The 26,922-nt window shown below is 30.3% G+C and carries 20 protein-coding genes, 1 pseudogene and 1 other annotated feature; of the genes and pseudogenes, 18 read left to right on the top strand and 3 right to left on the bottom strand.

Translation table 11 applies throughout. From position 1 onward, the window contains the following. Nucleotides 1-187 precede the first annotated feature (187 nt). From N4A55_RS01540 to N4A55_RS01505, 8 genes are all read left to right on the top strand, one after another. A complete protein-coding gene (locus N4A55_RS01540) occupies nt 188-952 on the top strand; it encodes an ABC transporter ATP-binding protein (protein WP_293753645.1) in 765 nt (254 codons plus the stop codon). Further along, nucleotides 939-2,867: an ABC transporter permease gene (locus N4A55_RS01535; RefSeq protein ID WP_293753644.1), complete on the top strand. Its 1,929-nt coding sequence runs from the start codon at nt 939-941 to the stop codon at nt 2,865-2,867. Before N4A55_RS01540 ends, N4A55_RS01535 begins: the two co-directional genes overlap by 14 nt. A gap of 234 nt (nt 2,868-3,101) precedes the next feature. Continuing rightward, the gene (locus N4A55_RS01530; protein WP_293753642.1) at nt 3,102-4,652 is read left to right on the top strand and encodes an ABC-F family ATP-binding cassette domain-containing protein; all 1,551 of its coding nucleotides are present in this window, start codon (nt 3,102-3,104) and stop codon (nt 4,650-4,652) included. A gap of 333 nt (nt 4,653-4,985) precedes the next feature. Beyond that, nucleotides 4,986-5,678 (top strand): iron-sulfur cluster assembly scaffold protein, encoded by a 693-nt coding sequence (locus tag N4A55_RS01525; protein ID WP_113676141.1) that lies wholly within the window; start codon nt 4,986-4,988, stop codon nt 5,676-5,678. A gap of 12 nt (nt 5,679-5,690) precedes the next feature. Next, a complete protein-coding gene (locus N4A55_RS01520; RefSeq protein WP_293753641.1) occupies nt 5,691-6,692 on the top strand; it encodes a GGGtGRT protein in 1,002 nt (333 codons plus the stop codon). Nucleotides 6,693-7,346: 654 nt separating this feature from the next. Next, nucleotides 7,347-8,468: a KamA family radical SAM protein gene (locus N4A55_RS01515; protein WP_293753640.1), complete on the top strand. Its 1,122-nt coding sequence runs from the start codon at nt 7,347-7,349 to the stop codon at nt 8,466-8,468. 177 nt (nt 8,469-8,645) lie between these two features. Further along, nucleotides 8,646-9,320: a response regulator transcription factor gene (locus N4A55_RS01510; RefSeq protein ID WP_293753639.1), complete on the top strand. Its 675-nt coding sequence runs from the start codon at nt 8,646-8,648 to the stop codon at nt 9,318-9,320. Beyond that, the gene (locus N4A55_RS01505) at nt 9,317-10,342 is read left to right on the top strand and encodes a sensor histidine kinase (protein ID WP_293753638.1); all 1,026 of its coding nucleotides are present in this window, start codon (nt 9,317-9,319) and stop codon (nt 10,340-10,342) included. The genes N4A55_RS01510 and N4A55_RS01505 overlap by 4 nt, the downstream gene beginning before the upstream one ends. A 166-nt stretch (nt 10,343-10,508) precedes the next feature. On the opposite strand, the gene N4A55_RS01500 is transcribed toward N4A55_RS01505, so the two are convergent. Together N4A55_RS01500 and N4A55_RS01495 are read right to left on the bottom strand one after the other, a co-directional pair. Beyond that, a complete protein-coding gene (locus tag N4A55_RS01500; RefSeq protein WP_293753637.1) occupies nt 10,509-10,934 on the bottom strand; it encodes a hypothetical protein in 426 nt (141 codons plus the stop codon). A 221-nt stretch (nt 10,935-11,155) separates the two neighbouring features. Beyond that, the gene (locus N4A55_RS01495) at nt 11,156-11,572 is read right to left on the bottom strand and encodes an NUDIX hydrolase (RefSeq protein WP_293753636.1); all 417 of its coding nucleotides are present in this window, start codon (nt 11,570-11,572) and stop codon (nt 11,156-11,158) included. A 557-nt stretch (nt 11,573-12,129) separates the two neighbouring features. Here N4A55_RS01495 and N4A55_RS01490 point away from each other — a divergent pair. From N4A55_RS01490 to queA, 8 genes and pseudogenes are all read left to right on the top strand, one after another. Then, a pseudogene (locus N4A55_RS01490) lies at nt 12,130-12,474 on the top strand (ISAs1 family transposase); the annotation flags it as partial. A gap of 301 nt (nt 12,475-12,775) precedes the next feature. Then, nucleotides 12,776-13,032: a binding site (T-box leader), on the top strand. Nucleotides 13,033-13,104: 72 nt separating this feature from the next. Then, a complete protein-coding gene (gene pheS, locus N4A55_RS01485) occupies nt 13,105-14,124 on the top strand; it encodes a phenylalanine--tRNA ligase subunit alpha (protein ID WP_293753634.1) in 1,020 nt (339 codons plus the stop codon). A gap of 127 nt (nt 14,125-14,251) precedes the next feature. Beyond that, nucleotides 14,252-16,645 (top strand): phenylalanine--tRNA ligase subunit beta, encoded by a 2,394-nt coding sequence (pheT, locus tag N4A55_RS01480; protein WP_293753633.1) that lies wholly within the window; start codon nt 14,252-14,254, stop codon nt 16,643-16,645. Between the two features lie 239 nt (nt 16,646-16,884). Then, on the top strand, nt 16,885-17,736 hold the full coding sequence (locus tag N4A55_RS01475) for a basic amino acid ABC transporter substrate-binding protein (protein WP_293753632.1): 852 nt from the start codon (nt 16,885-16,887) through the stop codon (nt 17,734-17,736). Nucleotides 17,737-18,063: 327 nt separating this feature from the next. Continuing rightward, nucleotides 18,064-18,792 (top strand): amino acid ABC transporter permease, encoded by a 729-nt coding sequence (locus N4A55_RS01470; protein ID WP_242986565.1) that lies wholly within the window; start codon nt 18,064-18,066, stop codon nt 18,790-18,792. After that, nucleotides 18,779-19,501: an amino acid ABC transporter ATP-binding protein gene (locus N4A55_RS01465; protein WP_113676132.1), complete on the top strand. Its 723-nt coding sequence runs from the start codon at nt 18,779-18,781 to the stop codon at nt 19,499-19,501. The genes N4A55_RS01470 and N4A55_RS01465 overlap by 14 nt, the downstream gene beginning before the upstream one ends. 300 nt (nt 19,502-19,801) lie before the next feature. Then, complete coding sequence (locus tag N4A55_RS01460; protein WP_293753631.1) at nt 19,802-21,394, top strand: SpoIID/LytB domain-containing protein; 1,593 nt, start codon at nt 19,802-19,804, stop codon at nt 21,392-21,394. 81 nt (nt 21,395-21,475) lie between these two features. Continuing rightward, nucleotides 21,476-22,501 (top strand): tRNA preQ1(34) S-adenosylmethionine ribosyltransferase-isomerase QueA, encoded by a 1,026-nt coding sequence (gene queA, locus N4A55_RS01455; RefSeq protein WP_293753629.1) that lies wholly within the window; start codon nt 21,476-21,478, stop codon nt 22,499-22,501. 97 nt (nt 22,502-22,598) lie between these two features. On the opposite strand, the gene N4A55_RS01450 is transcribed toward queA, so the two are convergent. Continuing rightward, the gene (locus N4A55_RS01450) at nt 22,599-24,326 is read right to left on the bottom strand and encodes a sensor histidine kinase (RefSeq protein ID WP_293753628.1); all 1,728 of its coding nucleotides are present in this window, start codon (nt 24,324-24,326) and stop codon (nt 22,599-22,601) included. A 243-nt stretch (nt 24,327-24,569) separates the two neighbouring features. On the opposite strand from N4A55_RS01450, the gene N4A55_RS01445 reads away from it, so the two are divergent. Continuing rightward, nucleotides 24,570-25,895, top strand: a complete 1,326-nt coding sequence (locus N4A55_RS01445; RefSeq protein ID WP_293753627.1) for an ABC transporter substrate-binding protein — start codon at nt 24,570-24,572, stop codon at nt 25,893-25,895. Nucleotides 25,896-26,016: 121 nt separating this feature from the next. Then, a complete protein-coding gene (locus tag N4A55_RS01440; RefSeq protein ID WP_293753626.1) occupies nt 26,017-26,922 on the top strand; it encodes a carbohydrate ABC transporter permease in 906 nt (301 codons plus the stop codon).

The following is a 26,922-nucleotide window of genomic DNA, read 5'->3' as shown; positions in this document are numbered from 1 at the left end:
CAGTTAAGACATATTGTCAAGTAAGATTATCTCCAACCTTACAAAAATGTAAGTTTATTATACTATTTGTAAGATGAATTTATTGTTAATACAGTTTATTTTGCTTATAATAGGTTTGTAATTAGCAATAAACAATTTATTAAATAAAATTTCTTTTGAAATAAAAGGTATATGGAGGATATATATTATGAAACAAATAATTAAAGTCAGTAATGTGACAAAAGTCTATGGCTCTAAGTTAAATAAGACAACTGCACTTGTAGATATTAATTTTGAAATCAATCAAGGTGAATTTGTAGGAATCATGGGTCCATCAGGTTCAGGTAAAAGTACACTGCTTAATGTTATATCAACAATTGATAGAACAACTAGTGGTACAATCAGCTATGAAGGCAAGGATATAAGTTCTTTGAAAGAAAATGAACTATCTGATTTTAGAAGGAATGAACTTGGTTTTATTTTTCAAGACTTTAATCTACTGGATACACTAAGTGTTGAAGAAAACATAGTTCTTCCACTAGCTATTTCTAGAATGAATGTAAAAGAAATCAAAAGAAGATTACATGATGTTACTAAGATTCTTGGTATAAATGATATACTAAAAAAATACCCATATGAGATATCAGGAGGGCAAAAACAAAGAACTGCTGCGGCAAGAGCTATTATCAATAATCCTAGGTTAGTCTTAGCTGATGAGCCAACAGGAGCATTGGATTCCAAGTCGTCAGCCGAACTTCTTACATGTATGAAAAGGTTGAATAAAGAGTATAAAAGTACAATTCTTATGGTAACTCATGATGCATTTGCTGCAAGTTACTGTGACAGAATCTTATTTATAAAAGATGGTAATATCTTTTCTGAACTAATTAGTAATGGAGACAGAAAAGAATTCTATAATAAGGTTATTGATGTACTTGCAATGATGGGGGGAGACCTAAATGACATACTATAGTATTATGTATAGTAATATGAAAAAAAGCTTTAAGAACTATTATATATATATTATGTCCACCATATTTAGTGTTTTGATATTCTACTTGTTTTGTTCAATTAAATATAATACACAGATAATATGGGCTATCAATTCATCAGATAAGGTTACGACAGTGTTTTCTGCTACTAGTTATATAGTATTATTATTTTCATTAATTTTCATATGGTATTCAAATTCATTTTTTGTTAAGAAGCGGAAAAAAGAAATTGCTCTATATTCATTATTAGGTCTTAAGAAGAAAAAAATAGGTAGAATGCTGTTTTGGGAAAACATGATTATAGCAGTTATATCCTTAGTGATTGGTATCGCTGTGGGTACTTTGTTTTCAAAATTATTTGTTATGCTTCTTCTAAGAATGATGAACGAATTAATTTATGTTAGTTTCTCTTTTTCAATAGAGGCTGCTAGGGATACTGTTATATTTTTCTTTATAATATTTTTATTTGCATCTTTTCATAGCTATAGGATTATATACAAAGTCAAACTTATTGAATTGTTTACTTCAGCGAGGAAAAGAGAAAAAGCATTTAAGACTAGACCAATTTTTGCATTAATTTCACTAGGGTTAGTAATTTATGGTTATTCTTTATCACAACATATGGTTAATAGTAAGTTTGTAATTAATGTTTTTCTTGTACTTGGTAGTGTTATTGCAGGTACATATGGTTTATTCTCTTATTTTCTTGTTTTTTTGGTTAGAGTTCTTAAAAAGAGAAAAAAGACCTTTTATAAGGGAAATAATATATTAGCAATATCTAATATAGCCTATAGGATCAAGAGTCATACAGTGACTTTTGCTACCATTGCAGTTCTAAGTGCTTCAACAATTGCATCATTAGGTATGGTAGATAGTGTTTATTATGATTTTAAAACTAATGAAGCAGAGAATTATCCATATTCTTTTACTTATAATTATATTGATGAAGAGCTGAATAATAAAGTACTTGATATAGTTAATAGTAATAAAACTAATGATTTGATAGGGAGTATTAAAATAGATAGAGCTAAAGTTAGTGTAAAGCTCAATTATGATTTTGAGACACAGCTAGGTGAATGGAATCTAGGTGAAGTAAATACTTATTATATCATCTCTAATTCTACTTTTAATAAGATGATGGAAGTAAGAGGTATGGATAAAGGTGTAGAATTAAAAGATGAAGAGTGTGTAATTAATTATTCAAATATTATGCTGTTTGACATGACTAAGTTGAAAGATTATACAATGAATGTATTCACTGATAAGATACCTAAAAAAGTGTTGACTATAAAAGAAGTTTATAAACAAGCTATGGTCAGAAACGGTTATAACCCAGAATATTTAGTTGTAAGTGATAAAGTCTATAATGAATATATTAGTGGTGGAGCAGAAACTAACAGCTACTATGGTATAAATGTAACTAACCCTCTTCAAAGTAAGGAATTAGCAGATGAGATTGAAAAGGTAATTCCAGATAAAACAAAATTTGAGACATATTATAATCATTTTAGAGATGCTAATGAAACATATGTAGTTCTACTATTTGCAGCATTCTTCATTGGTATTGTATTCTTAATATCTACAGGAAGTATAATATATTTTAAATTAATTACCGAAGCTAATGATGAAAAAGATAGATATACTATTCTTAAGAAGATAGGTGTAAGTAAAAAGGATATTACAAGGTCTATAAAGAAACAAATATTAATGATGTTCTTGTTACCTCTAATAGTTGGACTTTTCCATTCAGGATTTGCTCTAAGCGCTTTTAATAAAGTATTGAACGCACATATTTTAACACCTGTAATAATTACTATGGTAGGTTATACAGTGATTTACTTCATATATTATTATCTTACAATTAATTATTATAAAAAGATGATATTAAAAAAATAATTATATAGTACAATTAAATATTACTATAGATTATTTCAGTATTAAAACCTGGTTGACAGTATTGTTACAGTGGTTTTAATACTGAACAAATTAACTTGAATTAGTTTTTAATTTGATTTTGTATCTATATCATGATATTCTATAAAATATTACAAGAGTCCATATATATAAGGTGAATTTAGCTTATTAGGATAATTGAGATGACATATGAAATTGAATGAGGTGTTTTTATAGATGTTAAGTGTAGAAAAAGTCAATCATGATTTTGGTGGAAGAATTATACTAAGTGATGTTTCTTTTAGATTGAAAAAAGGTGAACATGTGGCTCTAGTTGGACCAAATGGAGAAGGTAAAAGTACATTTCTCAAGATAATAACCAACAAACTTATGCCAGATGAAGGCGTGATTAAATGGTCTCCCAAAGCAAAAGTAGGTTACTTAGATCAACATGCAGAATTGCAAAAAGGATGTAGTATTAGAGAAGTTTTAAAAGATGCTTTTAAGGAAGTTTTCCAGTTAGAAGCTAAGATGATACAGATTTATGAAGAAATGGCTAATTTTACTGAAGAAGAAATGACTGCTAAATTAGAAGAGGCTGCAGATATACAGACAATACTTGATCATAGTGGATTCTATGTAATTGATTCAAAGATAGAAGAAGTAGCTAATGGTCTGGGACTTGGTGATATTGGTCTGGATAAAGATGTTAGCGAGCTAAGTGGTGGTCAACGTACGAAAGTACTATTAGTTAAGTTACTATTACAAAGACCAACTATCTTATTGTTGGACGAGCCAACTAACTTTCTTGATGAAAATCATATTGAATGGTTAAAAAGATATCTTGGGGAGTACGAAAACAGTTTTATTCTTATCTCACATGATATTCCTTTTGTAAATAGTGTAGCAACGGTAATATATCATATAGAGAATGGTGAATTCACAAGGTATACAGGGAATTATGATGATTTTATAAGGATGTATGAGATAAAGAAACGACAAGCGGAGCAAGCATTTGAAAAGCAACAAAAAGAAATTGATAAATTAGAAGATTTTATCGCAAGAAATAAGGCTAGAGTTGCTACAAGAGGTATGGCTAATAGTAGGCAGAAAAAGCTAGATAAAATGGAAAAAGTCGAAAGAATTAGAGAAAAACCTATACCCAAATTTAATTTTAGGTATGGGAGAGCAGCGGGTAAGACTATTTTTGAAACTAAGGATATGGTATTAGGTTATAATGAGCCATTAACAAGTCCTCTGAATATGATATTGGAAAGAGATCAACGAGTTGCAATAAAAGGGGTCAATGGACTTGGAAAATCAACGTTACTAAAAACGTTATTAGGGATTATTAAACCTTATTCAGGCAAAGTCATATTGGGTGACTATCTTGAAGTGGGTTATTTCGAACAAGAGTCTAATCCAGATAATGTAAATACTGCTATTGATGAAATATGGGAAGAATATCCTGTACTCACTAATTATGAAGTTAGACAAGCACTTGCAAAATGCGGACTTACTAATGAACATATAACCAGCCAAATGAAAGTATTAAGTGGAGGAGAGGCGGCCAAAGTTAGAATTTGTAAACTAATGTTACGTGATATTAATGTGCTTGTTTTAGATGAGCCAACTAATCACTTGGATGTTATAGCGAAAAAAGAATTGAAGAAAGCTATAAAAGAGTTTAAGGGTACTTTGATAATGGTATCCCATGAACCAGAGTTTTATAGTGACGTTATCAATGAAGTTTGGAACTTGGAAGACTGGACAACCAAAATTATATAAGGAAATATGATAAATAAACGTTACATTACCAGTTAAATTTAATACCTTTAGTGATAATAAAAATGAAGGTTATTTACAAAAATATGCTGAAACTAATTGTAAAAAGTATAGAAATTCGATATAATAGGTGGGGAAATTTCCTAAAATGGCTTCATTTGTCATTTTTAACAGCATATAGTTATTGACTCCTATTGTTAGTAATCTTCGTTAGTCAAATCTCCAGTACTAACTTGAAGAGTTGACAGTATGAGTTTGACATTCTATATAACATAATAATACGATGTGATAGGTATTATCATTATCGTTCATTCATTAAGGGAGGAAAAAGAGAATATGATGTACACTCATGAAGTGAAAAACATGTGTTGTGTTGCAAAAGGTCCTAATCATGGTCCAGCGCCTATCCCTCAAGAAGGAAAATGGGTTCAAGCAAAAGAAGTAAAAGACATTTCTGGTCTTACTCACGGTGTTGGTTGGTGTGCACCTCAACAAGGAGCATGTAAGCTTACATTAAACGTAAAAGATGGTATTATTCAGGAGGCTTTAGTAGAAACACTTGGATGTTCAGGAATGACTCATTCAGCAGCTATGGCTTCAGAAATTTTACCAGGAAAAACTATTTTAGAAGCATTAAATACAGATTTAGTATGTGATGCTATCAATACTGCAATGAGAGAACTATTTTTACAAATAGTTTATGGAAGAACTCAAACTGCTTTTTCAGAAGATGGACTTCCAGTTGGTGCAGGTCTTGAAGATTTAGGTAAAGGTCTTCGCTCACAAGTAGGTACTATGTATGGTACTCTTGATAAAGGTCCTCGTTACCTTGAAATGGCTGAAGGTTATGTTACTAAAATAGGTTTAGATGAAGATGATGAAATAATTGGTTATGAATTCATTCATTTCGGTAAAATGATGGATATGATTAAAACTGGTATGGATGCAGTAGAAGCAATGAAAAATGCAACAGGTACATATGGTAGATTTGCAGACGCTGTTAAAACAGTCGATCCAAGACACGAATAGGAGGTTAGTAATATGGCATTATTTGAAGGATACGATAGAAGAATTAAAGGCATAGAGAAAACTTTACAAGAAAATGGCATTAGTTCTATTGAAGAAGCTAAACAAATATGTGATGAAAAAGGTATTGACGTATATGAAATTACTAAATCTATTCAACCTATTTGTTTTGAAAATGCATGTTGGGCTTATATTCTAGGTGCAGCAATTGCTATAAAAAGAGGAATAAAAGTTGCAGCAGATGCAGCAGAAGTTCTCGGTGAAGGTTTACAAGCTTTCTGTATTCCAGGTTCTGTTGCAGATCAAAGAAAAGTTGGTATCGGTCATGGTGGTTTAGGAGCTATGCTTCTTAGAGAAGAAACAAAATGTTTTGCTTTCTTAGCAGGACACGAATCCTTTGCAGCTGCTGAAGGTGCTATTGGTATTGCACGTTCTGCAAACAAAGTTAGAAAACAACCTTTACAAGTAATCCTTAATGGACTTGGTAAAGATGCAGCTCATATTATTTCTAGAATTAATGGATTTACTTATGTTAAGACTGAATTTGACTATGCTACTAGTGAGTTAAAAGTAGTTAGTGAAAAAGCATATTCAAAAGGAGAAAGAGGAAAAGTTAGATGTTACGGTGCTGATGATGTACGTGAAGGTGTTGCAATCATGCACAAAGAAGGTGTAGACGTTTCTATTACTGGTAACTCAACTAACCCAACCCGTTTCCAACATCCAGTTGCTGGTACTTTCAAAAAAGAATGTGTTTTATCAGGTAAAAAATACTTCTCAGTAGCATCTGGTGGTGGAACAGGTAGAACTCTTCATCCAGATAATATGGCTGCTGGTCCAGCTTCATATGGTATGACAGATACTATGGGTAGAATGCACTCTGACGCTCAATTTGCTGGTTCTTCATCTGTACCAGCCCATGTAGAAATGATGGGTCTTATCGGTATGGGTAATAATCCAATGGTTGGTGCTACAGTTGCTGTTGCTGTTGCAATACAAGAAGCTATGAATAAATAATTAAATAATTAAATATATAAATCTCTAACTATTGTTAGGGATTTTTTTTGTTTATATACAATATTTACAAAGTAATATGCTATGATAATTCCTAAGAACTATTTAATAGAATAGTAAATAAGAGGAAAACTACAGTTGAATATAAATTTCCATAATAAAATATGGATTATTTTGTCGCTAAAAAAATTTTGATTTTCATTTGTTTTATGTTATACTATATATGAGTAGATTACCTACGTTTAGATAGTATAATGAAAATGATTTCTTAGTTTAAATCACTTTTTTCTATTATACATAGTTAATATATCTAATTCATATCTGAATAGAATAAGTTTATTTCTTATTTTCGTATTGGACTATTTTTTATAATTATAATGATGAACATTAATTAATTGATATTGAATATCAATTATAATTTAATTCAAAAATATGACTCGATTTCTAACATAATTAGTAAACTTTGGTTTATAGATTTATTTTTTAAACCTATAAATAAAAGTTTTATAAAATCAATGACTATATATCTGAATATTCTAAAAAATAATTTTAATTCTATATCTTTAATTTAACAATAATTTTACTTTGTGTTTATTTGCCTTTATTAATAGGCTTATACCATATATCCAATATTATATTTTTTAAGGAGGAAAGTGAATGGATTGGAAAAAAAGTTTAATTACAACTGGAGAGGAATTAAAAGAATATATTCCTATGACTAGAGAAGAACAGATGCTATTTGAAGATATCACAAGAAAACACCCTTTTTGTACTACTAAGTATTATTTGTCTTTGATTGATAGAGATGATTCTAATGATCCAATAAAGAAAATGCAGATACCTTCATTTGGCGAAAAAAGCGAAGAAGGAGTATTTGATACTAGTGGTGAATCTGAAAATACAAAAATGCAAGGACTGCAACATAAGTATAAGACAACAGCATTATTGTTAGCTACTAATTCATGTGCTATGTATTGTAGACATTGTTTTAGAAAAAGGTTAGTTGGACTTAGTAATCAAGAAGTTTTAAGTAATTTTGAGCATGCAGTATCATACATTAAACAACATAAAGAAATTAACAATATATTAATTACTGGTGGAGATGCTTTTTTCTTACCAACCAATATATTAAAAGTTTTTATGGAAACACTGTCAGAAGTTGAGCACATTGACTTTATAAGATTTGGTACACGTATTCCTGTAGTATTGCCTCATAGAATTATTCAGGATGAAGAACTTATAAATGCACTGGAGCATTACTCAAAAATAAAACAAATATATGTAGTTACTCAATTTAATCATCCAAGAGAGTTGACTGAAAAAGCAGTTGAAGGAATTAATAGATTAAAAAAAGCTGGAATTATTATTAATAATCAAACTGTATTATTAAAAGGGGTTAATGATAATCCTACGGTATTAGCCAAATTAATGAATGATTTAGTAAAATACGGTATTAACCCATATTATTTATTCCAGTGTAGACCTGTCAAAGGTGTAAAACACAGCTTCCAAGTTCCTCTTGCAAAAGGAATTAAGATTGTTGAAGATGCTAAAAAGAGACTAAGCGGTCATTCAAAGAGATTTAAATTTATTATGTCCCACAAAACTGGTAAGATAGAGATATTAGGTGAATTCAATAAGCAGATATTATTTAAATATCATCAATCTCCAATAGATTCAAGAATGGGAACAGTATTCAGTGTTAAAGTAGGAGAAAAGCAGGGTTGGTTAGATGATGATATATGTCTAGATGAAGGAAATTTGAAGAAAATAGGTTAAATGTGACTTGTTTGATTAGAAAAACATTAATTTGTTTCGTATGTATTGAAATAGACCTATAGTAAATGATATATTTAAAAAGATAATCTGTTATATTGGATTATCTTTTCTTGTGTAATAGAAAAGATATATAATATGGTTTTATCGACTTTTATATTAAAGAAGGGATATGTAATTATGTTTAAAGTTTTTATAGTTGAAGATGATATAACAATTGCAAATATCATATCTGACAATCTTAAGAAATGGGGATATGAGACACAAGTTGCAAAAGAATTCACAAATGTGTTTAAAGAATATGTTAGTTTTAAACCTGACCTAGTTTTATTAGATATTGTATTACCGTTATATGACGGTTATTATTGGTGTTCAAAGATAAGACAAGAATCAAAAGTACCTATTCTTTTCATTTCATCGAAAGATTCTAATATGGATGTATTGATGGCTATCAATATGGGTGCAGATGATTATGTTACGAAACCTTTTTCAATAGAGATCCTTCTTGCTAAGATAAGTGCACTTATTAGAAGAACATATTCTTATACTAATAAGGCGACTAATCTTATTGAACATAAGGGAGCAATATTTAATATTGATGATGGATCTTTAGTGTATAATGATGAGAAAATTGATTTGACAAAAAATGAATATAGGATATTGCATGTGTTAATGAGTAATAAGGACAGGATTGTTTCAAGAGACAAGATCATGAGAAATCTATGGGAGCATGAAAGTTTTGTAGATGATAATACTTTAACTGTCAACATTAATAGATTAAGAAAAAAATTGGATAATAAAGGTTTAGATAATTTTATTGCTACGAAAAAAGGACAGGGGTATATTATAGAATGAATATATTAAAATATTTGAGAGATAGAATTAGTCTTATATTATTTTACATGGTAAATTTATTTGTTATTAATTTGGTACTTAGATTGGATGAAAGTAAGGCTGTAAATATTAACAATATCATATATATGGATATTTTATCGTTATTTATTATGGGAGTTTATTTGGCTAGAGAATATAGAAAATATAATAGTCTATATATAGATGTAGAGTATAAAATTAATCATCATCATTTTGAAGAGTTTGAGATAAGTGGTAATATGCATTATATTAAAAGGATTTATTTTAAGTTATTTAATGAATTTTTTAGGACGGTTAATACTTCTAAGGAAATGTTGGATAAGGATAATGATGAGTATTATGACTTTATAACGTCTTGGGTTCATGCAGTTAAAATACCTATTGCTGCTAGTAGATTGCTTATTGAGAGTCATGAAGAGAACACTAAGGATACATTGGTTAGTATTGAGAATGAGATAGATAGGATAGAGAGATATGTTGAACAGACTTTGTATTATTCCAGAAGTATGAGTTTTTCTAAGGATTATCTGATTAGGGAATATAATCTGAATAAGTTGGTAAAACAGTCCATCAAAAAATTTGCTAAGACATTTATTGGTAAGAAGATTGCTTTGACAGTGGATATTGATGAGGATATTAGTATATATACTGATAAAAAATGGTTTGGGTTTATATTGGAGCAATTACTTTCTAATGCGTTGAAGTATACGGATAAGAGTGATGGTAGGATTGATATTAGTACTTATGAAGATGATAGGGAATATAGATTGCTTATAAGAGATAATGGAATAGGTATTAAGATGGAAGACATTAGGAGAGTTTTTGAGAGAGGTTTTACTGGGTTTAATGGGAGGTGTTTTGAGAAGTCTACGGGGATGGGGTTGTATTTGGCTAGGAAATTAGCTAGAAAGTTGGGACATAAGATTACTATTGAGTCTAAGTCTGATGTATATACTTTGGTTAGGATTCATGTTAGTAAGATAGGGGAATATTTTTTGAAGTAGCAGGATATAATTTAGTTAGTGAGTAAATCGTGTGAGATGATATGGCTAGGGCAAGGTGTATATAGGTGGTTTAACTTGCCTTACTCTGGGAAACGAACGGTCTGCGTTAAACCACCTATATACACCTTTGGTTAGTAGTAGTGCTTACCACATAGATAATGACATATTATATAAAATATGGATAGTATTTTATCAGACCGATTCCTAGTATTATAATACCATAGAGAATTAACTCTATATCACTTCTTTTAAGTAAATGTTTAAAGATAGTACTGGCAGAAATATCATTATCTATGAGAACAGTGTCTAGATCTTTTTCTGATTTCTCTATTTCAATATTTGCTCTCATATGAGATTCAAGATTCAACGAACTTTCTCTTTCACTTGTTGGTGATTTCATAATGGGTAAAGTACGTGCACCTGCTGAAAATTTATATATACCGCTAATGATAAAAATCAGTCCACAAATACATATACCATCATAGTAATCTAGGTTTAGAACTTTATTTAGTATTAAGGAAATGATTAATACTAGTAATGTGTTAATAAGACATTTTAGTATTACTTTAATATTTAATCCACATATTTTCATATGACCCTCGTCTCTTCCAAAATTCAGGGCTTATACCTCCACTTGACATACCACCATAAGCATACTTTTCTATATATATATTTTTTATTATCTATAGATTGATGATGTAACACTTATTCTCAAATTATCATCACCCCTATCAAATTCATACTAAAAACTAGTGAATAATGTCAATTCACTGTTAGCTGACGTCTTAACCAAGCCCCCATAGCCTTTTACCTTTAATTTTCCATTAAATATTCTATTACCTTTTGATATAAATCTGGTTGGATTTTTTCGTATGTAAGTTGTCTAGGTAAATCATTACATAAAGTAATTTCTACAATCTCATACTCTAAATTTCCTAACTCATTAACTTCACCAAAATATAATCTACCAAAGCTCTCCACACCTTTCTCTTCAACTGAATAATTACAAATAGGTATTAACTGAAAATCTAATGCTCCTGTCTCTTCTCTTAATTCTCTTATAGCTGCATTATCTACAGTTTCATTTTTTTCTATATGTCCACCTGCTATCTCCCAAGTGGTTCTATCTTTATGTCTAACAAATATCCATTGTCCTTGATATCTGGCTTGAATTACTACATATTTTAATTTATTAACATGACTATTTAAATCATAAAAATCAACTTTCATATTACACTCCTAACTTCATTATTAATTACATCAAATTATATATCGTATTACATCAGTTACCATTGCCCTATGCAAATGATCCTTTCCAACACTGCAACAAGAAAGGTTGTAATCATCTCCACAAAAGATGTATTATATTTTTCATATATACATTATTATAAGCTTTCCACTTCTATTTAAAATAATTCAAACACTATAAATAATCATAAAATGTTTTTTCTATATGAAATACCCAGATATGAATGAGCCAATGTCTTCATAACTATTTATTTCCGACTGTTGCTAATACCTCCAAATTAGATGTATTCCCGAATATCATAATACTTAGTATTTTTGTTATTATATTATTAATAAAATTCACTTATTTATAATTTGAATAAATTACAAAAAATAATACTAACTAAAGTATAAATATTAACCAATATTTTGTCAAGTTTGTAGCTATACGACAAAACCTCCGTAGATATATAGGTATCAATAATCTGTTCAAGTTAAAGCATCCTAAGAAAAACTAAGATCATTCCAGAATGGTTACTTAAAATATAAGAACTTCCTTCGGTCAAATCAAGACAGAAAGTAAAAGTAATGAAATAACAGCAATACCTAAGTTATTGGACATGTTATTTATAGAAGGCTGTATCATAACAATAGATGCAATTGGGACACAAAAAGAAATAGCAGACCAGATAATAGAACAAAAAGGAGACTATATATTATCACTAAAAGGTAATCAAAGTAACCTTCATGAAGAAGTCAGAACGTTATTTGAGGAGCAAAAAGAAGAAAACTATAGAGACATAGACCCAGATAAAATCCAACAGAAAACAACGATAGAAAAAGGACATGGAAGAATAGAAAAAAGAACTTATTGTAAGATACTTTATCACAAGTCTAAAAAGTGATGTAGAGCTATTTGCAAAAGGGGTAAGGAATCACTGGGGAGTAGAAAGTATGCATTGGATCTCTATGCATGCATGGATGAAAAGTTCTTAGAAGGTGTGATATTCAGTAAAAAAGGATAAAAGCAGAAAAAGTGACACATAAAATATCCAAGAACCAAGTAAATGTTATCTCTTTAATATTCTACGAGATTATCAAGGTAGAAAAATTTTCATGCGTATGCCGTGGGTTTTTTGTGGAAAGCTCTTGACACATATTACAAATATGATAAAATAGGAAGTAAATTATTAATATGAATATTAAATAAAGGCAATGATAGTGATAAGTAGGTAGGTATTTTACTTTTTAGAGAGAAAGTGTCGTTGGCTGAAAGCACTTTTGAGTTCTGATATCTGGTGAATTTCCCACTTGAGCTGTATTTCTGAACATGGATGATCTTTGATGGATATAAGTAGGAGATAACGTTGAGCGCGTTACGTTAGTTGAGTGTCTAATTAGGCTTAGTGTAGTTTGCCTATTGAAATTAGGGTGGTACCACCGAAGTTTGCTCGGTCCCTTGCAGGGATGGAGTTTTTTTATTATGTATTATAGTTTTACCTATTTTAATAAAAGGTTTGAAAGGAGTATATAGCATGAAAGAAAAGTTACAGGCTATAAAAGAAGAAGCTTTAAAAAGTATTAATGAAGCAGTAGACTTAAAAGTCCTTAATGACATTAGAGTTAACTTCTTAGGGAAAAAAGGAGAGTTAACAAGTGTTTTAAGAGGTATGAAAGATTTGACTAAGGAAGAAAGACCAGTTATTGGACAGTTGGCTAATGAGGTTAGAAATCTAATAGAGGAAAAATTAGAGGATGCTAAAGGTAGTCTAGCTAAGAAACAAAGAGAGAAACAATTAAAAGAAGAAGTTATTGATGTTACCATGCCAGCTAAGAAGATTGTTATGGGTCACAGACATCCAATGAATATAGTTCTTGATGATATAAAAGACATTTTTATGGGAATGGGTTATGAGATTGCTGAAGGTCCTGAGGTTGAGAAGGATTATTATAATTTTGAAGCTCTTAACATTCCTGAAAATCATCCAGCGAAAGATGAGCAGGATACTTTCTATATTAATAAAGAAGTAGTTCTTAGAACACAGACTTCACCAGTGCAGATTAGAGTTATGGAAAATAGTAAACCACCAATTCGTATAATAGCTCCTGGTAGAGTTTATCGATCAGATGAAGTTGATGCATCTCACTCACCAGTTTTCAATCAAATTGAAGGATTGGTAATTGATAAAAACATTACTATGGCAGACTTAAAAGGTGCTCTAGAAGTTTTTGTGAAAGAACTGTATGGAGAAAAGGTTAGAGTAAAATTCAGACCTCATCATTTCCCATTCACAGAGCCTAGTGCAGAGGTTGATGTATCTTGTGTAATGTGTGGAGGAGAAGGATGTCGTGTATGTAAAGGTTCAGGTTGGATAGAAATACTTGGTTGTGGTATGGTTCATCCAAAAGTACTTGAAATGGTTGGAATTGATCCAAAAGAATATAGTGGATTTGCTTTTGGTATGGGACTTGAACGTATTACCATGTTAAGATATGGTATAAAAGATATTCGATTATTCTATGAAAATGATATAAGATTTTTATCACAGTTCTAATTAAGGTGTAAAGAATCTTAGTACTGATAAATATTAACTAATAAAAATATGCGAGAAATGATTCAAAAATTAATTGAAAAAGATGTGACGGTAATATCCGTTTAGAATTTATAAGGAAGGTGTAAAAATGAACGTACCTATGCAGTGGTTGAATGACTACGTAGAAATTGATTGTGATATAGATACTTTTATGGACGGCATGACTATGTCAGGTTCCAAGGTAGAAGGTTATGAAGAATTAGGAAAAGAAATTAGTAAGGTAGTAGTTGGAAAAATATTAAAGATTGAAAAGCACCCAGATGCTGATAAGTTAGTTGTAACACAAGTTAATGTAGGTGAAGAAGAGCCTATACAGATTGTTACTGGAGCTAATAATATCAGTGAAGGAGACTATGTGCCAATAGCTCTTGTTGGTTCTACATTACCAGATGATATTAAGATTAAAAAAGGGAAACTAAGAGGAGTCCCATCAAATGGTATGATGTGTTCTGTTGAGGAACTTGGTTTAATGAGAGAGGATTTTCCTGAAGCACCAGAGCACGGTATCTATATATTTGATAAAGAATATGAATTAGGCATGGATGTTAAGGGTATATTTGGATTAGATGATATTGTAGTAGAGTATGAAATTACATCTAACCGTCCTGATTGCTTCAGCATTGTAGGTATTGGACGTGAAGCAGCAGCAACTTTCGGTAAAGATTTCAAGTATCCTGAAATTAAAGTTGATGAAGTTGAAGGTAATGCCAATGATTATATTAAAATAGAAATAGAAGATGAAGACCTATGTGCTAGATTTGCAGGTAGAGTAGTTAAGAACCTTAAGATAGAGCCATCACCATGGTGGTTAAAAAAGAGACTATTATCATGTGGTGTTAGACCAATAAACAATATCGTAGATATAACTAACTTTGTTATGATGGAATTTGGTCAGCCTATGCATGCATACGATTTAGATAAACTAGAAGGAAAGAAAGTTATTGCAAGAAGAGCTAAAGACAATGAGAAGATAATGACGTTAGATGGTGAAGAAAGAGAATTGGATTCATCAATGCTTGTAATAGCGGATGAAAACAAACCAGTATCATTAGCTGGTATCATGGGTGGAGAAGATACTAAAGTAACAGAAGAAACTAATACATTACTTTTTGAAGCTGCTAACTTTGAAGGAACTAATGTACGTTTTGCTTCTAAAAAGGTAGGACTTCGTTCTGATTCATCTGCTAAGTTTGAAAAATACTTAGACCCTAATAACATTGATGAAGCTATTAACAGAGCTTGTCAATTAATTAATATGTTAGGTGCTGGTGAAGTAGTTTCTGGAATGGTTGATGTATATAAAGCTAAAAGAGTAGAAAAAGAAGTAGCTTTTACAGCAGAAGGTATTAATAAGTTATTAGGAACTGATTTATCTGAAGATGAAATGATTAAGATATTTGAAAAAGTTGATTTGAAGGTAGATAAAGAAAAAGGTATAGTTATAGTACCTACATTCAGACCAGATGTTGAAAGAGAAGCTGACTTAGCTGAAGAAGTTGCACGTTTCTATGGATATGATAATATTCCTGTAACACTAGCAACAGGAACTCCGACAGTTGGTAAGAAAAGTTATAAACAAAAAATAGAAGATATAACTAGAGTTGTAATGGAGAACTGTGGTATAAGTGAAGCTATGACCTATTCATTTGAAAGTCCAAAAGTGTTTGATAAAATTAGACTTGACGAAGATGATTCATTAAGAAAAACTGTAACTATATCCAATCCTCTTGGCGAAGATTTCAGTGTTATGCGTACAACAACAGTAAATGGAATGCTTACTGCATTATCTACAAATTATAATAGAAGAAATGAAAGTACAAGCTTATATGAATTATCTTATATTTATCTTCCAAAAGATGAAGAAATAAAAGAACTTCCAGATGAAAGAATGCAGTTAACTATTGGAATGTACGGAGATATTGATTTCTACAACGTTAAAGGTGTAGTAGAAACATTACTAAATAGATTAGGAATCTACGAAGGTTATGAATACGACCCTAATGTATCCATTAATTACCTTCATCCGGGAAGACAGGCTAAAATAACAATCAATAAAAAAGAATTAGGAATCATTGGAGAAGTACATCCAGAGGTTGCTGACAATTATAATATTGATACAAGAGCATATTTAGCTGTTATCGATATGCCAGTATTAGTTAAAAAATCTAATCTAGAACGTGAATACGAACCATTAGCCAAATACCCAGCTGTAAACAGAGACTTAGGTCTATTAGCTAAGAACGAAGTTTTAGTAGGTCAGATAGAAGCTATAATAAAACAACGAGGCGGCAAAATATTAAAAGACATCAAGTTATTTGACGTATACACAGGTTCCCAAATAGAAGAAGGATATAAATCCCTAGCATTCGCTCTTACTTTTAGAGCTAATGACCATACCTTAAAAGAAAAAGAAATAAGCAAGACAATGAGTAAGATACTTAACGGTCTTGAAAATACATTAGATGTCAAACTAAGACAGTAATTATATAAAGTTGTCTCATCACATTTTAGATGTGAGAGGCAGCTTTTTCTATGTTATTCAATCCACCTATTTGTACAATATGCCTAGAATACTTATGAATTTATTTGTATATATATTTAATTTTACTCTTGTAATATTACGTAGAATCATGTATAATTATGCTAAGTTTTTAATAAATATACATTATTGCGTGTATATATTGAATATTAAATAAATTAAAGTGAAAGGGTGGACATAAAATGAAAAAGAAAATTATAAGCATTAGTTTATTATTAATATTAGCATTATCAATGACATTATTTGCAGGATGTGGTAAGAAAGATACAAAAACTACTTCAGATGATACATATAATAATGTTGATGCTGACAAAGGTGATAAAGAAGAGGGTAATACAGAGGATAAAGACACAAGTAAAGAAGATGACAAAAAAGTTATAGTTATGGGTACAAATGCAGAATTCCCTCCATTTGAATATATTGAAGCAAATGAAGTTGTTGGTTTTGATGTAGACATATCTAAAAAGATTGCTGAAAAATTAGGATTAGAACTTAAAGTTGAAAATATGCAATTTGCTTCATTAACAGCAGCATTGCAAACAGGAAAAGTTGATTTTGTTGCAGCTGGTATGACAAATACACCAGAAAGAGCTGAAGAAGTTAATTTCTCAGAAGATTATTTTACTGCTTCACAAGTAATAATCGTTAAAAAAGATAGTGACACAGTTAAATCAAAAGAAGATCTAGTTGGTAAAAAAATAGGTGTTCAATTAGGTACAACTGGTGAAATTGAATCTAAAGAAATCGAGGGTGCAACTGTTGAATCTTATGACGCAGGTTATTCAGCTGTTATGAGTCTAGTTAATGGTAAATTAGATGCCGTAGTTATTGACCAAAAACCTGCTGAAAAATTTGTTGAGCAAAATGATAAGATCGTCATACTTGATGAAGAATTAACTAAAGAAAATTATGCAATTGCTGTAAATAAAGAAAACGAAGAATTATTGAAAACAATTAATGAAGTAATCAAAGAGATACAGGAAAATGGCGAATATGACGCCTTATATGAAAAATATTTTGGTAAAGAAGAGTAAAAAATTATTTTGCAAGTTAGATAAAGAGAGTTAACCTTTCTTTATTATAACAATTATATCCTTTCAACTATACTTTCAAATATATTTGAGAGTATCAGTTTAGTAGTTATTACTACTTACCCAAATAGGAAAGTGGACTTCCCATCTGCTTTCCTAACTCCTTATATATGGCTTGAAGATGATAGGATGTTTTTCTTTTTTAGATAAGAATAAGTTAAGGGATTGCAAAATTATAACTAAATATACAATGAATTCTATAGATATACATTGACGTGGATAGTTTGATTTTGCAATTTCTTAAGAAAAAATTGGAATGTAGGTGATCAGGTGAATTTTTCATTAATTTATATGTCAGAGATAACCAACTACTTTGAACACTTTTTTAAAATAGTTTTCGGACCTGAAAAGGGAGCAGGAAGTTATCCAAGATATTTGTATTGGTTAAATGGTATAAAATTTTCATTAGAGGTTACTCTTTTAGCTGCACTTATTGGTATAGCCATAGGTATATGTATTGCTATGTGTAAGTTATCAAAATATAAGATTGTTAGAGCTCTTGCTTCTATTTATACAGATTTGATTAGAGGAACTCCTGTACTTATACAAATTTTATTTATTTACCTAGTTGTTTTTTCAGCTAGTGATTTGCCGAAGCTTGTTATAGGTGCAATAGCTTTTGGTATTAATAGTGGAGCCTATGTAGCAGAAATCATTAGAGCTGGTATACAAGGACTGGATAGAGGACAGATGGAAGCCGCTCGTTCATTAGGTATGCCATATGGAATGGCTATGAGACATATAATTATTCCCCAGGCAATAAGAAATATTTTGCCTACATTAGTAAATGAGTTTATTGTTCTTTTAAAAGAGACATCAGTTATAGGATACATTGCAGGAAATGATATATTAAAAGCTACGAATACTATTATAAGTCAAACTTACTCGCCTGTTGAACCGTTAATTACTTCAGCAGTCATTTATCTAATATTAACATCAATATTTACATTTATTATGAGAAAAATCGAAAGGAGGTTAAGAGCTGGTGATATACGTTAATGATTTACATAAAAAATTTGGTGAATTACATGTATTAAAAGGGATTAATACCCATATTAAAAAAGGTGAAGTGGTAGTAGTTATTGGACCTAGTGGTTCAGGTAAAAGTACTTTTTTAAGATGTCTTAACCTACTGGAAGTTCCTACTGAAGGTAGTATCATATTTGAGGATGTAGATATTACAAGCAAAAGAAATAATATAAATGTTCAAAGGCAGAAAATGGGAATGGTTTTTCAACAGTTCAATCTTTTCCCTCATATGACCGTTCTTGATAATATAACTCTTTCACCTATAAAGGTTAAAAAGATACCTAAAGGGGATGCAGAGAAAAAAGCTATGGCTTTATTGGCTCGTGTAGGATTAGAAGATAAAGCGGATGCTTATCCAAAACAATTATCTGGAGGTCAAAAGCAAAGGATTGCCATTGTTAGGGCATTGGCAATGGAACCTGATGTTATGCTGTTTGATGAACCTACATCAGCTCTTGATCCAGAGATGGTAGGAGAAGTATTGGATGTTATGAAGCAATTGGCTTCTGAAGGCATGACGATGGTTGTAGTTACTCATGAAATGGGATTTGCTAGAGAAGTGGGTACAAGATTGTTCTTTATGGACGAAGGGATTATTGCAGAAGAAGGTAATCCAAGAGAAATTTTTGATAATCCTAAAAATGAAAGGACTAAGGAATTTTTTAGTAAAGTTCTGTAGAGTGGTATTTCGTTATTAGTTATGAATCTGTGTTTGCTGTTATTAATATATAATAATAGAAATATAATAGATAATGGATAATTTTTACTAGATAAGTAATTTTATGTAGATTTTTGCTTGTTGGCACCTTATAATATAATAGGGTGCTTTTTTGTTATGTATTTTGCTTTTACGTTACCTTCAATTATAATTACAAACAACTTTTTCTTCTAATTTGGGATAACTATTGGCATGGATTAAAAATATGGAAAATAATTATAAAGTACTGGAAGTAACAATTCTAACTCAAAGGAGGATTATATGAAAAAAGCATTTGTGTGGTGTAATATCATAATTATAACAATAACGCTGCTATGTAGTTCAAGTAATATATATGCAGATGATAATAGTATACAAGAATTGAGAGTTGGATTAAGACAATTATATGAGAAGAAAGAGTTAATAACAGTTAATAATAAAGTTCTAAATATGGGGTATGTTGTACAGGATGAATATATATCGGAACAGGTATTCATGTCAAATAATGGTTTTGTATTCAGAGCTACTACTTCTGACTATTTGATATCTATAAATAATTTTGATACGTATGAGAAGGCTAATGAGAGGGTTAGGGCTTTAAAAGGTCAGGGTTATAAAGCTTATGTTGGAAATACTTCAAAAGGTATATGGAAGATATATATCCAGGCGAAAAATAATAATGAAGCTAGAATTTTATTATCCAAGTTGAATGGAAAAGACGGATTAACTTATGAAAAAGTGGCTGATAATGGATGTAGGACAATTATGGAGTTATCAGCAGGGGAATGTCTTGTTATAGAAAACACGAATCAATATCCTCAATTTTCGTCTATGAGCAATGATGAAGATACTAATTTTATTGATTTGGGAGAAAGACAGTACAGAGGAAGATTAGAGTTTGGTAGATATGATGAATCTGGTATTACAGCAATTAATATAGTTCCTATGAATTGCTATCTATATAGTGTGTTAGCATCAGAAATGTTACCATATTGGCCTATAGAAGCTTTAAAAGCCCAAGCTCTTGCAGCAAGGAATTATGCTGTTTACTATACGCAAAAAAATAGTAAGTATCCTAATAAGCCATATACATTATGTGATACAACTAGTTCTCAAGCATATAAAGGATGTTCTGTAGAACATGCTAATACGGTAACAGCTGTCAATAAGACTGCAAATAAATTGATATATTATCAAGGTGAAGTTATTCAAGCTACTTTTTTTTCCACAAGTGGTGGGCATACTGAGAATAGTGAAAATGTATGGAATGGTACAGTGCCATTTTTAAAAGGGGTACCGGATATCTATGAAGTACAACCAGCTAGGAAGCCGTGGATAACACAATTGACTTCTGACGAAATAAAGAAAAGATTAGCGAAGTATAATATTGACGTAGGAGATGTTACAGATGTTATTCCTATGGGATATACAGAAGGGAAACGTGTAATTAACCTTAAGATAGTTGGAACAAAAGGAGAATATATAATAAAGAAAGAGACTATCAGAAGTTGGTTAGGACTATACAGTAGAAAATTCACTATAGTAAAAGAAGGTTATTCCAATAAAAAAATGTTCAATGTTATGTCAGCTGGTTCATTTGTAAAAGTTAAAAATATCAACAACATGTATGTATCAACTGGTTCCAACAGTAGCAAAAAGCTATCAGTTAATGATGAACAGTTGATTATACTGAGTGGTTATAATATAGATAGCATTCCAACTATATCAGGTAAAAAGGACACATATATATTTGTAGGACAAGGTTGGGGGCATGGAGTTGGAATGAGTCAATCAGGAGCTAAAGGTATGGCATTAGAAGGATTTACATATGATGAAATCCTAAAATATTATTATAAAGGTGTAGATATTAAGTAATAATTAGTAGTATAATAGGAAAGTATTTTATTATCATTGATAATGTTAGATAAATATATTTAAAAGGAATAGGAGACATTAATGAAACGTAAAGATTTTGATTTTAATTTACCAGAAGAATTAATTGCACAGGACCCACTAAAAGACAGGTCAAGCTCAAGGATGTTAGTACTTAATAAAAAAACAGGTGAAACTAAGCACAAAATATTCAAGGATATAATAGATTATTTAGATAAAGGTGATTGCTTAGTATTGAATAATACAAAGGTAATTCCAGCAAGACTTATAGGAAGCAGAGAGGAAACTCATGGGAAAGTTGAATTCTTATTATTAAAAAGACTAGAAAATGATAATTGGGAAGTAATGGTAAAACCAGGTAGGAAGGCAAAGCCTGGAGATAGAATAGAATTTGGAAATGGTTTATTGAAGGCAGAGGTCTTAGAAGTTGTAGAGGGCGGAAATAGAATAGCTAGGTTCGAGTATGAAGGAATATTTGAACAAGTATTAGATGAACTTGGACAAATGCCTTTACCACCTTATATAACACATCAATTAGAAGATAAAGAAAGATATCAAACTGTTTATGCAAAACACAGAGGATCTGCGGCAGCCCCAACAGCAGGATTGCATTTTACACCGGATTTATTAGAGGCAGTTGAAGATAAAGGAATAAAGATCGCCTATGTAACACTCCATGTAGGGCTTGGAACTTTTAGACCGGTAAAAGTTGATGATATACTAGAGCATACAATGCATTCTGAATATTATTGGATTGAAGAGAAAGAAGCAGATAAGATTAATGAAACCAAGAAAAATGGTGGAAGAGTCATCGCAGTGGGGACAACCAGTAGTCGTACTTTGGAATCTGTTGCTGACGATAACGGTTATGTAAAAGAATCAAAAGGATGGACAGACATATTCATTTATCCAGGTTACAAATTCAAAGTAGTAGATGCTTTAATAACTAATTTTCATTTGCCAGAATCAACATTAATTATGTTAGTTTCAGCTCTAGCAGGAAGAGAAAACGTATTAAATGCATATAAAACTGCAGTAGATGAAAAATATCGATTTTTTAGTTTTGGGGATGCAATGTTAATAAAATAAAATATGATAATTACTACTTATCAAGTGTATTCACCCCTTAAAGGGTTATGGACTAGAAACTAAAATATATCATTTAGTTTGCTGTACTCTTTAGGGGTTACTCTTCAATTGGTATTTTAATTGTTATAGTTGTATATTTAGAAAGTTCACTTTGGATACTTAATCCATAGTTATCACCATAAATTAATTTAAGTCTTAGATTTACATTGTAATAACCAATTCCATTAATAGAACCTTTATTGTTCTCATTAATACCACTGGAAAGTCTAAGGATCTCTTCATCAGTCATACCAATACCATCATCAGTTACAGTAATGAACATAGAATTAGCTCTAATCTCACTACCCAGTGTAATTGTGCCAAACTTACCTTTGGGCTCAATTCCATGGAAAATAGCATTTTCAACTAAGGGTTGTAATGTCATTTTAACTATTTTTTTATTATAAAGGGATGGATCTATATTATTTACAAACTCAAAACTTTCCATATACCTTATAGATTGAATAGTTAAATAATCGTCTAATAGACGCAATTCTTCTTCTAAAATAACTTTATCAGAAAAAGATTTAGCCATATTTTTCAATAAATTTGTAAGTGCATCTACAAGTTTACAGATACCTGTATTCTTCTGTAGGGTTGCCATCCAATGAATGGAGTTTAGGGTATTATACAAAAAATGTGGATTAACCTGTGATTGTAACATAGCAATTTCAAAGTTTTTCTTTTCGTTTGTTATCTTAATAGAATTTTCTAATAATTCTTCTATATCTCTAGCCATTTCATTTATAACATGACCTATTTCTCCAATCTCACCAGGAAGATTTTCTGTTTCATTATCATAAGAAAAATCTTTTGAAGAAATCTTCTTAATGCGTTTTTTAAGCATTATTATAGGTCGAGTTATGACATTTGATGCACCTATAAAAATAAGTAAACCCGCAACTAGAGATACTACTACTGTTAAATAAAAAACGGATAACATATTTTTTGTTTCCATATTAATATTGGTAAGCTGTTCAACTGTATACATTTCCCAGTTATAAGTGTTAATATTATATTTTTTGACACTCAACTCATTAAAATTGCCACTTTCACTATGTAAAATTTCATTGAAGTCTATATTTAAAGGATTGTCTGGATGAATAATATTATTATTTTTAGTGACTATAAATAAACTTGTATAAGATTTATAAGTGTCTAATATATCAATAATTATTCCTAAGTCAATTTCCATATAAAGCCATCCATGAGTAGGTTTATTCCTCAATCTATAAATAGGCTTTAAGACAGGTATACATAAATTACCGATAGTAACAACAGGCTTTGAAATTATCTGATAGAGATGTTGGGGATTATCCCTTAGTAAATTGAAGCTTTTACTGGTTATTATATTGTTATAATCATTTAATAGACCATGTTCTTTACCAACTGATTCTATTATCATTCCATATTCATTGAAAATGATAGCTTTTTTAATATACTTATTAACGATAGATGAATCAATATAATTCGTCAATATATTTTGGACTTCGATGCTTTTAGATTTTATAAATGAATTATCTAAAGATTTATAATCAATAATTTTTTGAACATACATATTATTAGTGATAAGTAGCGTCAAATCATTGAGATTAGAAAGTCTAATATCTATTTGTGAGGATATATTACTAATGTTTATATTATTAATAGCATCAACTTTGTGTGAGAGTATCTTGTTAAAATGTTGATATATAAAAATATTTGATAAAGTACCTATTATAAGAAGACTTACAGTTGAATATAATACTATTTTAGATTTTATATTATTGGTAGTTATGCATAACATAATTTTACAAAAATCCTTTCTGTTAGTTAATATGTGTATATTATACTATTTAGACAAAGGTTTTTCAACTTTCTTGTATAATTTATTCAAAAAAAGTATTATAATCAAAAAATATTATTAGTATTATCTCACAGTATAATAAAATTTTGCTGTATTATCATTATATTATACGTTCACGTAGAATGTAAAATTTAGTATAATTACATTATGAAAAACAAATATATTAAATGGGAGGATTTAAAAATGCAAAAAAAACTAAATGTAATATTATTATGTATGATACTAGTTGTATCTCTATTTGCAGGATGTACAACAAAAGAAAAAGCTAAAGATAATGAAAAAACAACAGAAAATAGTCAAACAAAAGAGGATAAAAAAGAAGTAAAAGAAAAGGAAATAACTCTAAAAGTTGCAGTTTGGGACAATAGCGCTACAACAGTAGGTAATGATCTTGCTGCAAAATTTACAGAGCAATATCCAAATATTAAAGTTGAATATATAGATGTAGCTTCATCAGAATATACAAATAAACTTTCAATTATGCTAAATGGTGGTGCCGATCTAGATGTATTCTATATCAAAGATTCAGATACATCACTTTCATTGTACAAAAAAGGTCAACTTCAAGACATGACATCATATGCTAAAGAAAGTAATATAGATATTTCAAAATATAATGGTCTTGCTGAAAACTTCCAATTTGATGGTGGTCTTTATGGAATGCCTTTTAGAACAGATTATTATGTTCTTTACTACAACAAAGACATTTTTGATGCAGCTAATGAGCCATATCCAACAAACGATATGACTTGGGATGAATATGCAGAAATTGCTACTAGAATTACAGCAGGTGAAGGTGCTAATAAGAAATATGGTGCTTTAACGCATACTTGGAGTGATTGTGTACAAAACTGGGCAATTCAAGATGGTAAAAACACTAAGATTGCTAGTGACTATACATTTATGAAACCATATTATGATAGAGTATTAAAAATGCAAAATGAAGATAAATCAGCTTTAGACTATGCAACACTTAGAACATCAAATATCCACTATTCAGGTCCATTTCTTAACGGACAAGTTGGTATGATGCCAATGGGTTCATGGTTTATGAGTATGATTATTAATAAGAAATCAGCTGGAGAAACAGATGTTAACTGGGGTGTTGCTACACTTCCACATGATGCTAGCATAGAAGCTGGATATACAGTAGGTGCTACTACTCCAGTTGCTATGAATGCAAATAGTAAGAATAAAGATGCGGCTTGGAAGTTTATAGAATTTGTTACAAATGAGGGAGCTGCTAATTATCTTGCATCACAGGGTATGTTACCTTCTATCTTAACAGATGAAGCTTTATCAACTATAGCTAGTGCAGAAGGAATGCCAGAGGGTGTTGCAAAAGCGTTAGCAGTTAAAAATATAGTGCTTGATAGACCAATTACTGAGAATGTATTGGAAGTTAATAAAATTATGGGCGAAGAACATGGGCTTATAATGTTTGGAGAAATATCTGTTGATGAAGGACTTGAAAATATGAAAAAACGAGTTGCTGAAATTAAGAAGTAATTAAAAATAATATTAAGCTAATATAGTTGTAGAAGTCAATATAGTCATAATAGTTGTTTTGAAAAAGGTATTTTATAAACTAAAGTACCTTTTTTATAAATGACTTATAGGAGGCAAACTTATGAAAGGTATCAAAGGAAAGAAGCGTTTAAGTTTAAACACTAAAAATACGCTTATCGGCTTATCGTTTATATTACCTAATTTTATCGGGTTTTGTGTATTCATAATGGTTCCAGTAATTTTTTCGTTTGGATTAAGTTTTATGGAATGGGATGGTTTCACACCAATGACATATGTAGGACTTAAAAACTTTACAGATCTTTTTAGTGATTCAACTTTTAAGATATCATTTATAAATACCGTTTATTTTGCTTTATTTACTGTTCCAACTACTGTAGTCATATCACTAGGACTTGCTGTTTTATTAAATAAAAAAATAAAAGGATTAAACTTTTACCGTTCAGCACTCTTTTTTCCATATGTAGCATCTATTGTTGCTGTTGCTGTAGTATGGAATATGTTATTCCAAAAAGATTTTGGTCCAATTAACTCTTTTCTAAGATTTGTTGGTATGGAAAATCCACCAAAATGGGTAGCATCGTCAGATTGGGCAATGCCGGCAGTTATTATTGTAAGCATATGGAAGGGCATGGGATATTACATGGTTATTTATTTAGCTGCGTTACAAGGTATACCAAAATCATTATACGAAGCAGCTAAAATTGACGGTGCATCCAATTGGCAAAAATTTAGATATGTAACACGCCCAATGTTAACACCAGCTACATTCTTTGTTGTAATGATGTTAACAATAAGCTGTTTTAAAGTGTTTGATTTAGTATATATTATGACAGAAGGTGGTCCGGGTAGAAGTACAACTATGCTTGTAAATTATATTTATGACAAAGCATTTTTATCTTGGGATTATGGTTCTGCAAGTGCAATTTCAATCGTTTTATTTATTGTGGTAGCTACGATTTCAATCATACAATTTAGGGTTGAAAAGAAATGGGTAAGTTATATGTAG

Source organism: Vallitalea sp. (genome assembly GCF_025211055.1).
Classification (GTDB): domain Bacteria; phylum Bacillota; class Clostridia; order Lachnospirales; family Vallitaleaceae; genus Vallitalea.
This window is presented reverse-complemented; position numbering and strand designations above follow the sequence as displayed.

What these genes read in the sequence shown, in the direction of transcription:
- N4A55_RS01540 (WP_293753645.1), top strand. Translation starts at nt 188, where the DNA reads ATGAAACAAATAATTAAAGTCAGTAATGTGACAAAAGTCTATGGCTCT.
- N4A55_RS01535 (WP_293753644.1), top strand. Translation starts at nt 939, where the DNA reads ATGACATACTATAGTATTATGTATAGTAATATGAAAAAAAGCTTTAAG.
- N4A55_RS01530 (WP_293753642.1), top strand. Translation starts at nt 3,102, where the DNA reads ATGTTAAGTGTAGAAAAAGTCAATCATGATTTTGGTGGAAGAATTATA.
- N4A55_RS01525 (WP_113676141.1), top strand. Translation starts at nt 4,986, where the DNA reads ATGATGTACACTCATGAAGTGAAAAACATGTGTTGTGTTGCAAAAGGT.
- N4A55_RS01520 (WP_293753641.1), top strand. Translation starts at nt 5,691, where the DNA reads ATGGCATTATTTGAAGGATACGATAGAAGAATTAAAGGCATAGAGAAA.
- N4A55_RS01515 (WP_293753640.1), top strand. Translation starts at nt 7,347, where the DNA reads ATGGATTGGAAAAAAAGTTTAATTACAACTGGAGAGGAATTAAAAGAA.
- N4A55_RS01510 (WP_293753639.1), top strand. Translation starts at nt 8,646, where the DNA reads ATGTTTAAAGTTTTTATAGTTGAAGATGATATAACAATTGCAAATATC.
- N4A55_RS01505 (WP_293753638.1), top strand. Translation starts at nt 9,317, where the DNA reads ATGAATATATTAAAATATTTGAGAGATAGAATTAGTCTTATATTATTT.
- N4A55_RS01500 (WP_293753637.1), bottom strand. Translation starts at nt 10,934, where the DNA reads ATGAAAATATGTGGATTAAATATTAAAGTAATACTAAAATGTCTTATT.
- N4A55_RS01495 (WP_293753636.1), bottom strand. Translation starts at nt 11,572, where the DNA reads ATGAAAGTTGATTTTTATGATTTAAATAGTCATGTTAATAAATTAAAA.
- pheS (WP_293753634.1), top strand. Translation starts at nt 13,105, where the DNA reads ATGAAAGAAAAGTTACAGGCTATAAAAGAAGAAGCTTTAAAAAGTATT.
- pheT (WP_293753633.1), top strand. Translation starts at nt 14,252, where the DNA reads ATGAACGTACCTATGCAGTGGTTGAATGACTACGTAGAAATTGATTGT.
- N4A55_RS01475 (WP_293753632.1), top strand. Translation starts at nt 16,885, where the DNA reads ATGAAAAAGAAAATTATAAGCATTAGTTTATTATTAATATTAGCATTA.
- N4A55_RS01460 (WP_293753631.1), top strand. Translation starts at nt 19,802, where the DNA reads ATGAAAAAAGCATTTGTGTGGTGTAATATCATAATTATAACAATAACG.
- queA (WP_293753629.1), top strand. Translation starts at nt 21,476, where the DNA reads ATGAAACGTAAAGATTTTGATTTTAATTTACCAGAAGAATTAATTGCA.
- N4A55_RS01450 (WP_293753628.1), bottom strand. Translation starts at nt 24,326, where the DNA reads ATGTTATGCATAACTACCAATAATATAAAATCTAAAATAGTATTATAT.
- N4A55_RS01445 (WP_293753627.1), top strand. Translation starts at nt 24,570, where the DNA reads ATGCAAAAAAAACTAAATGTAATATTATTATGTATGATACTAGTTGTA.
- N4A55_RS01440 (WP_293753626.1), top strand. Translation starts at nt 26,017, where the DNA reads ATGAAAGGTATCAAAGGAAAGAAGCGTTTAAGTTTAAACACTAAAAAT.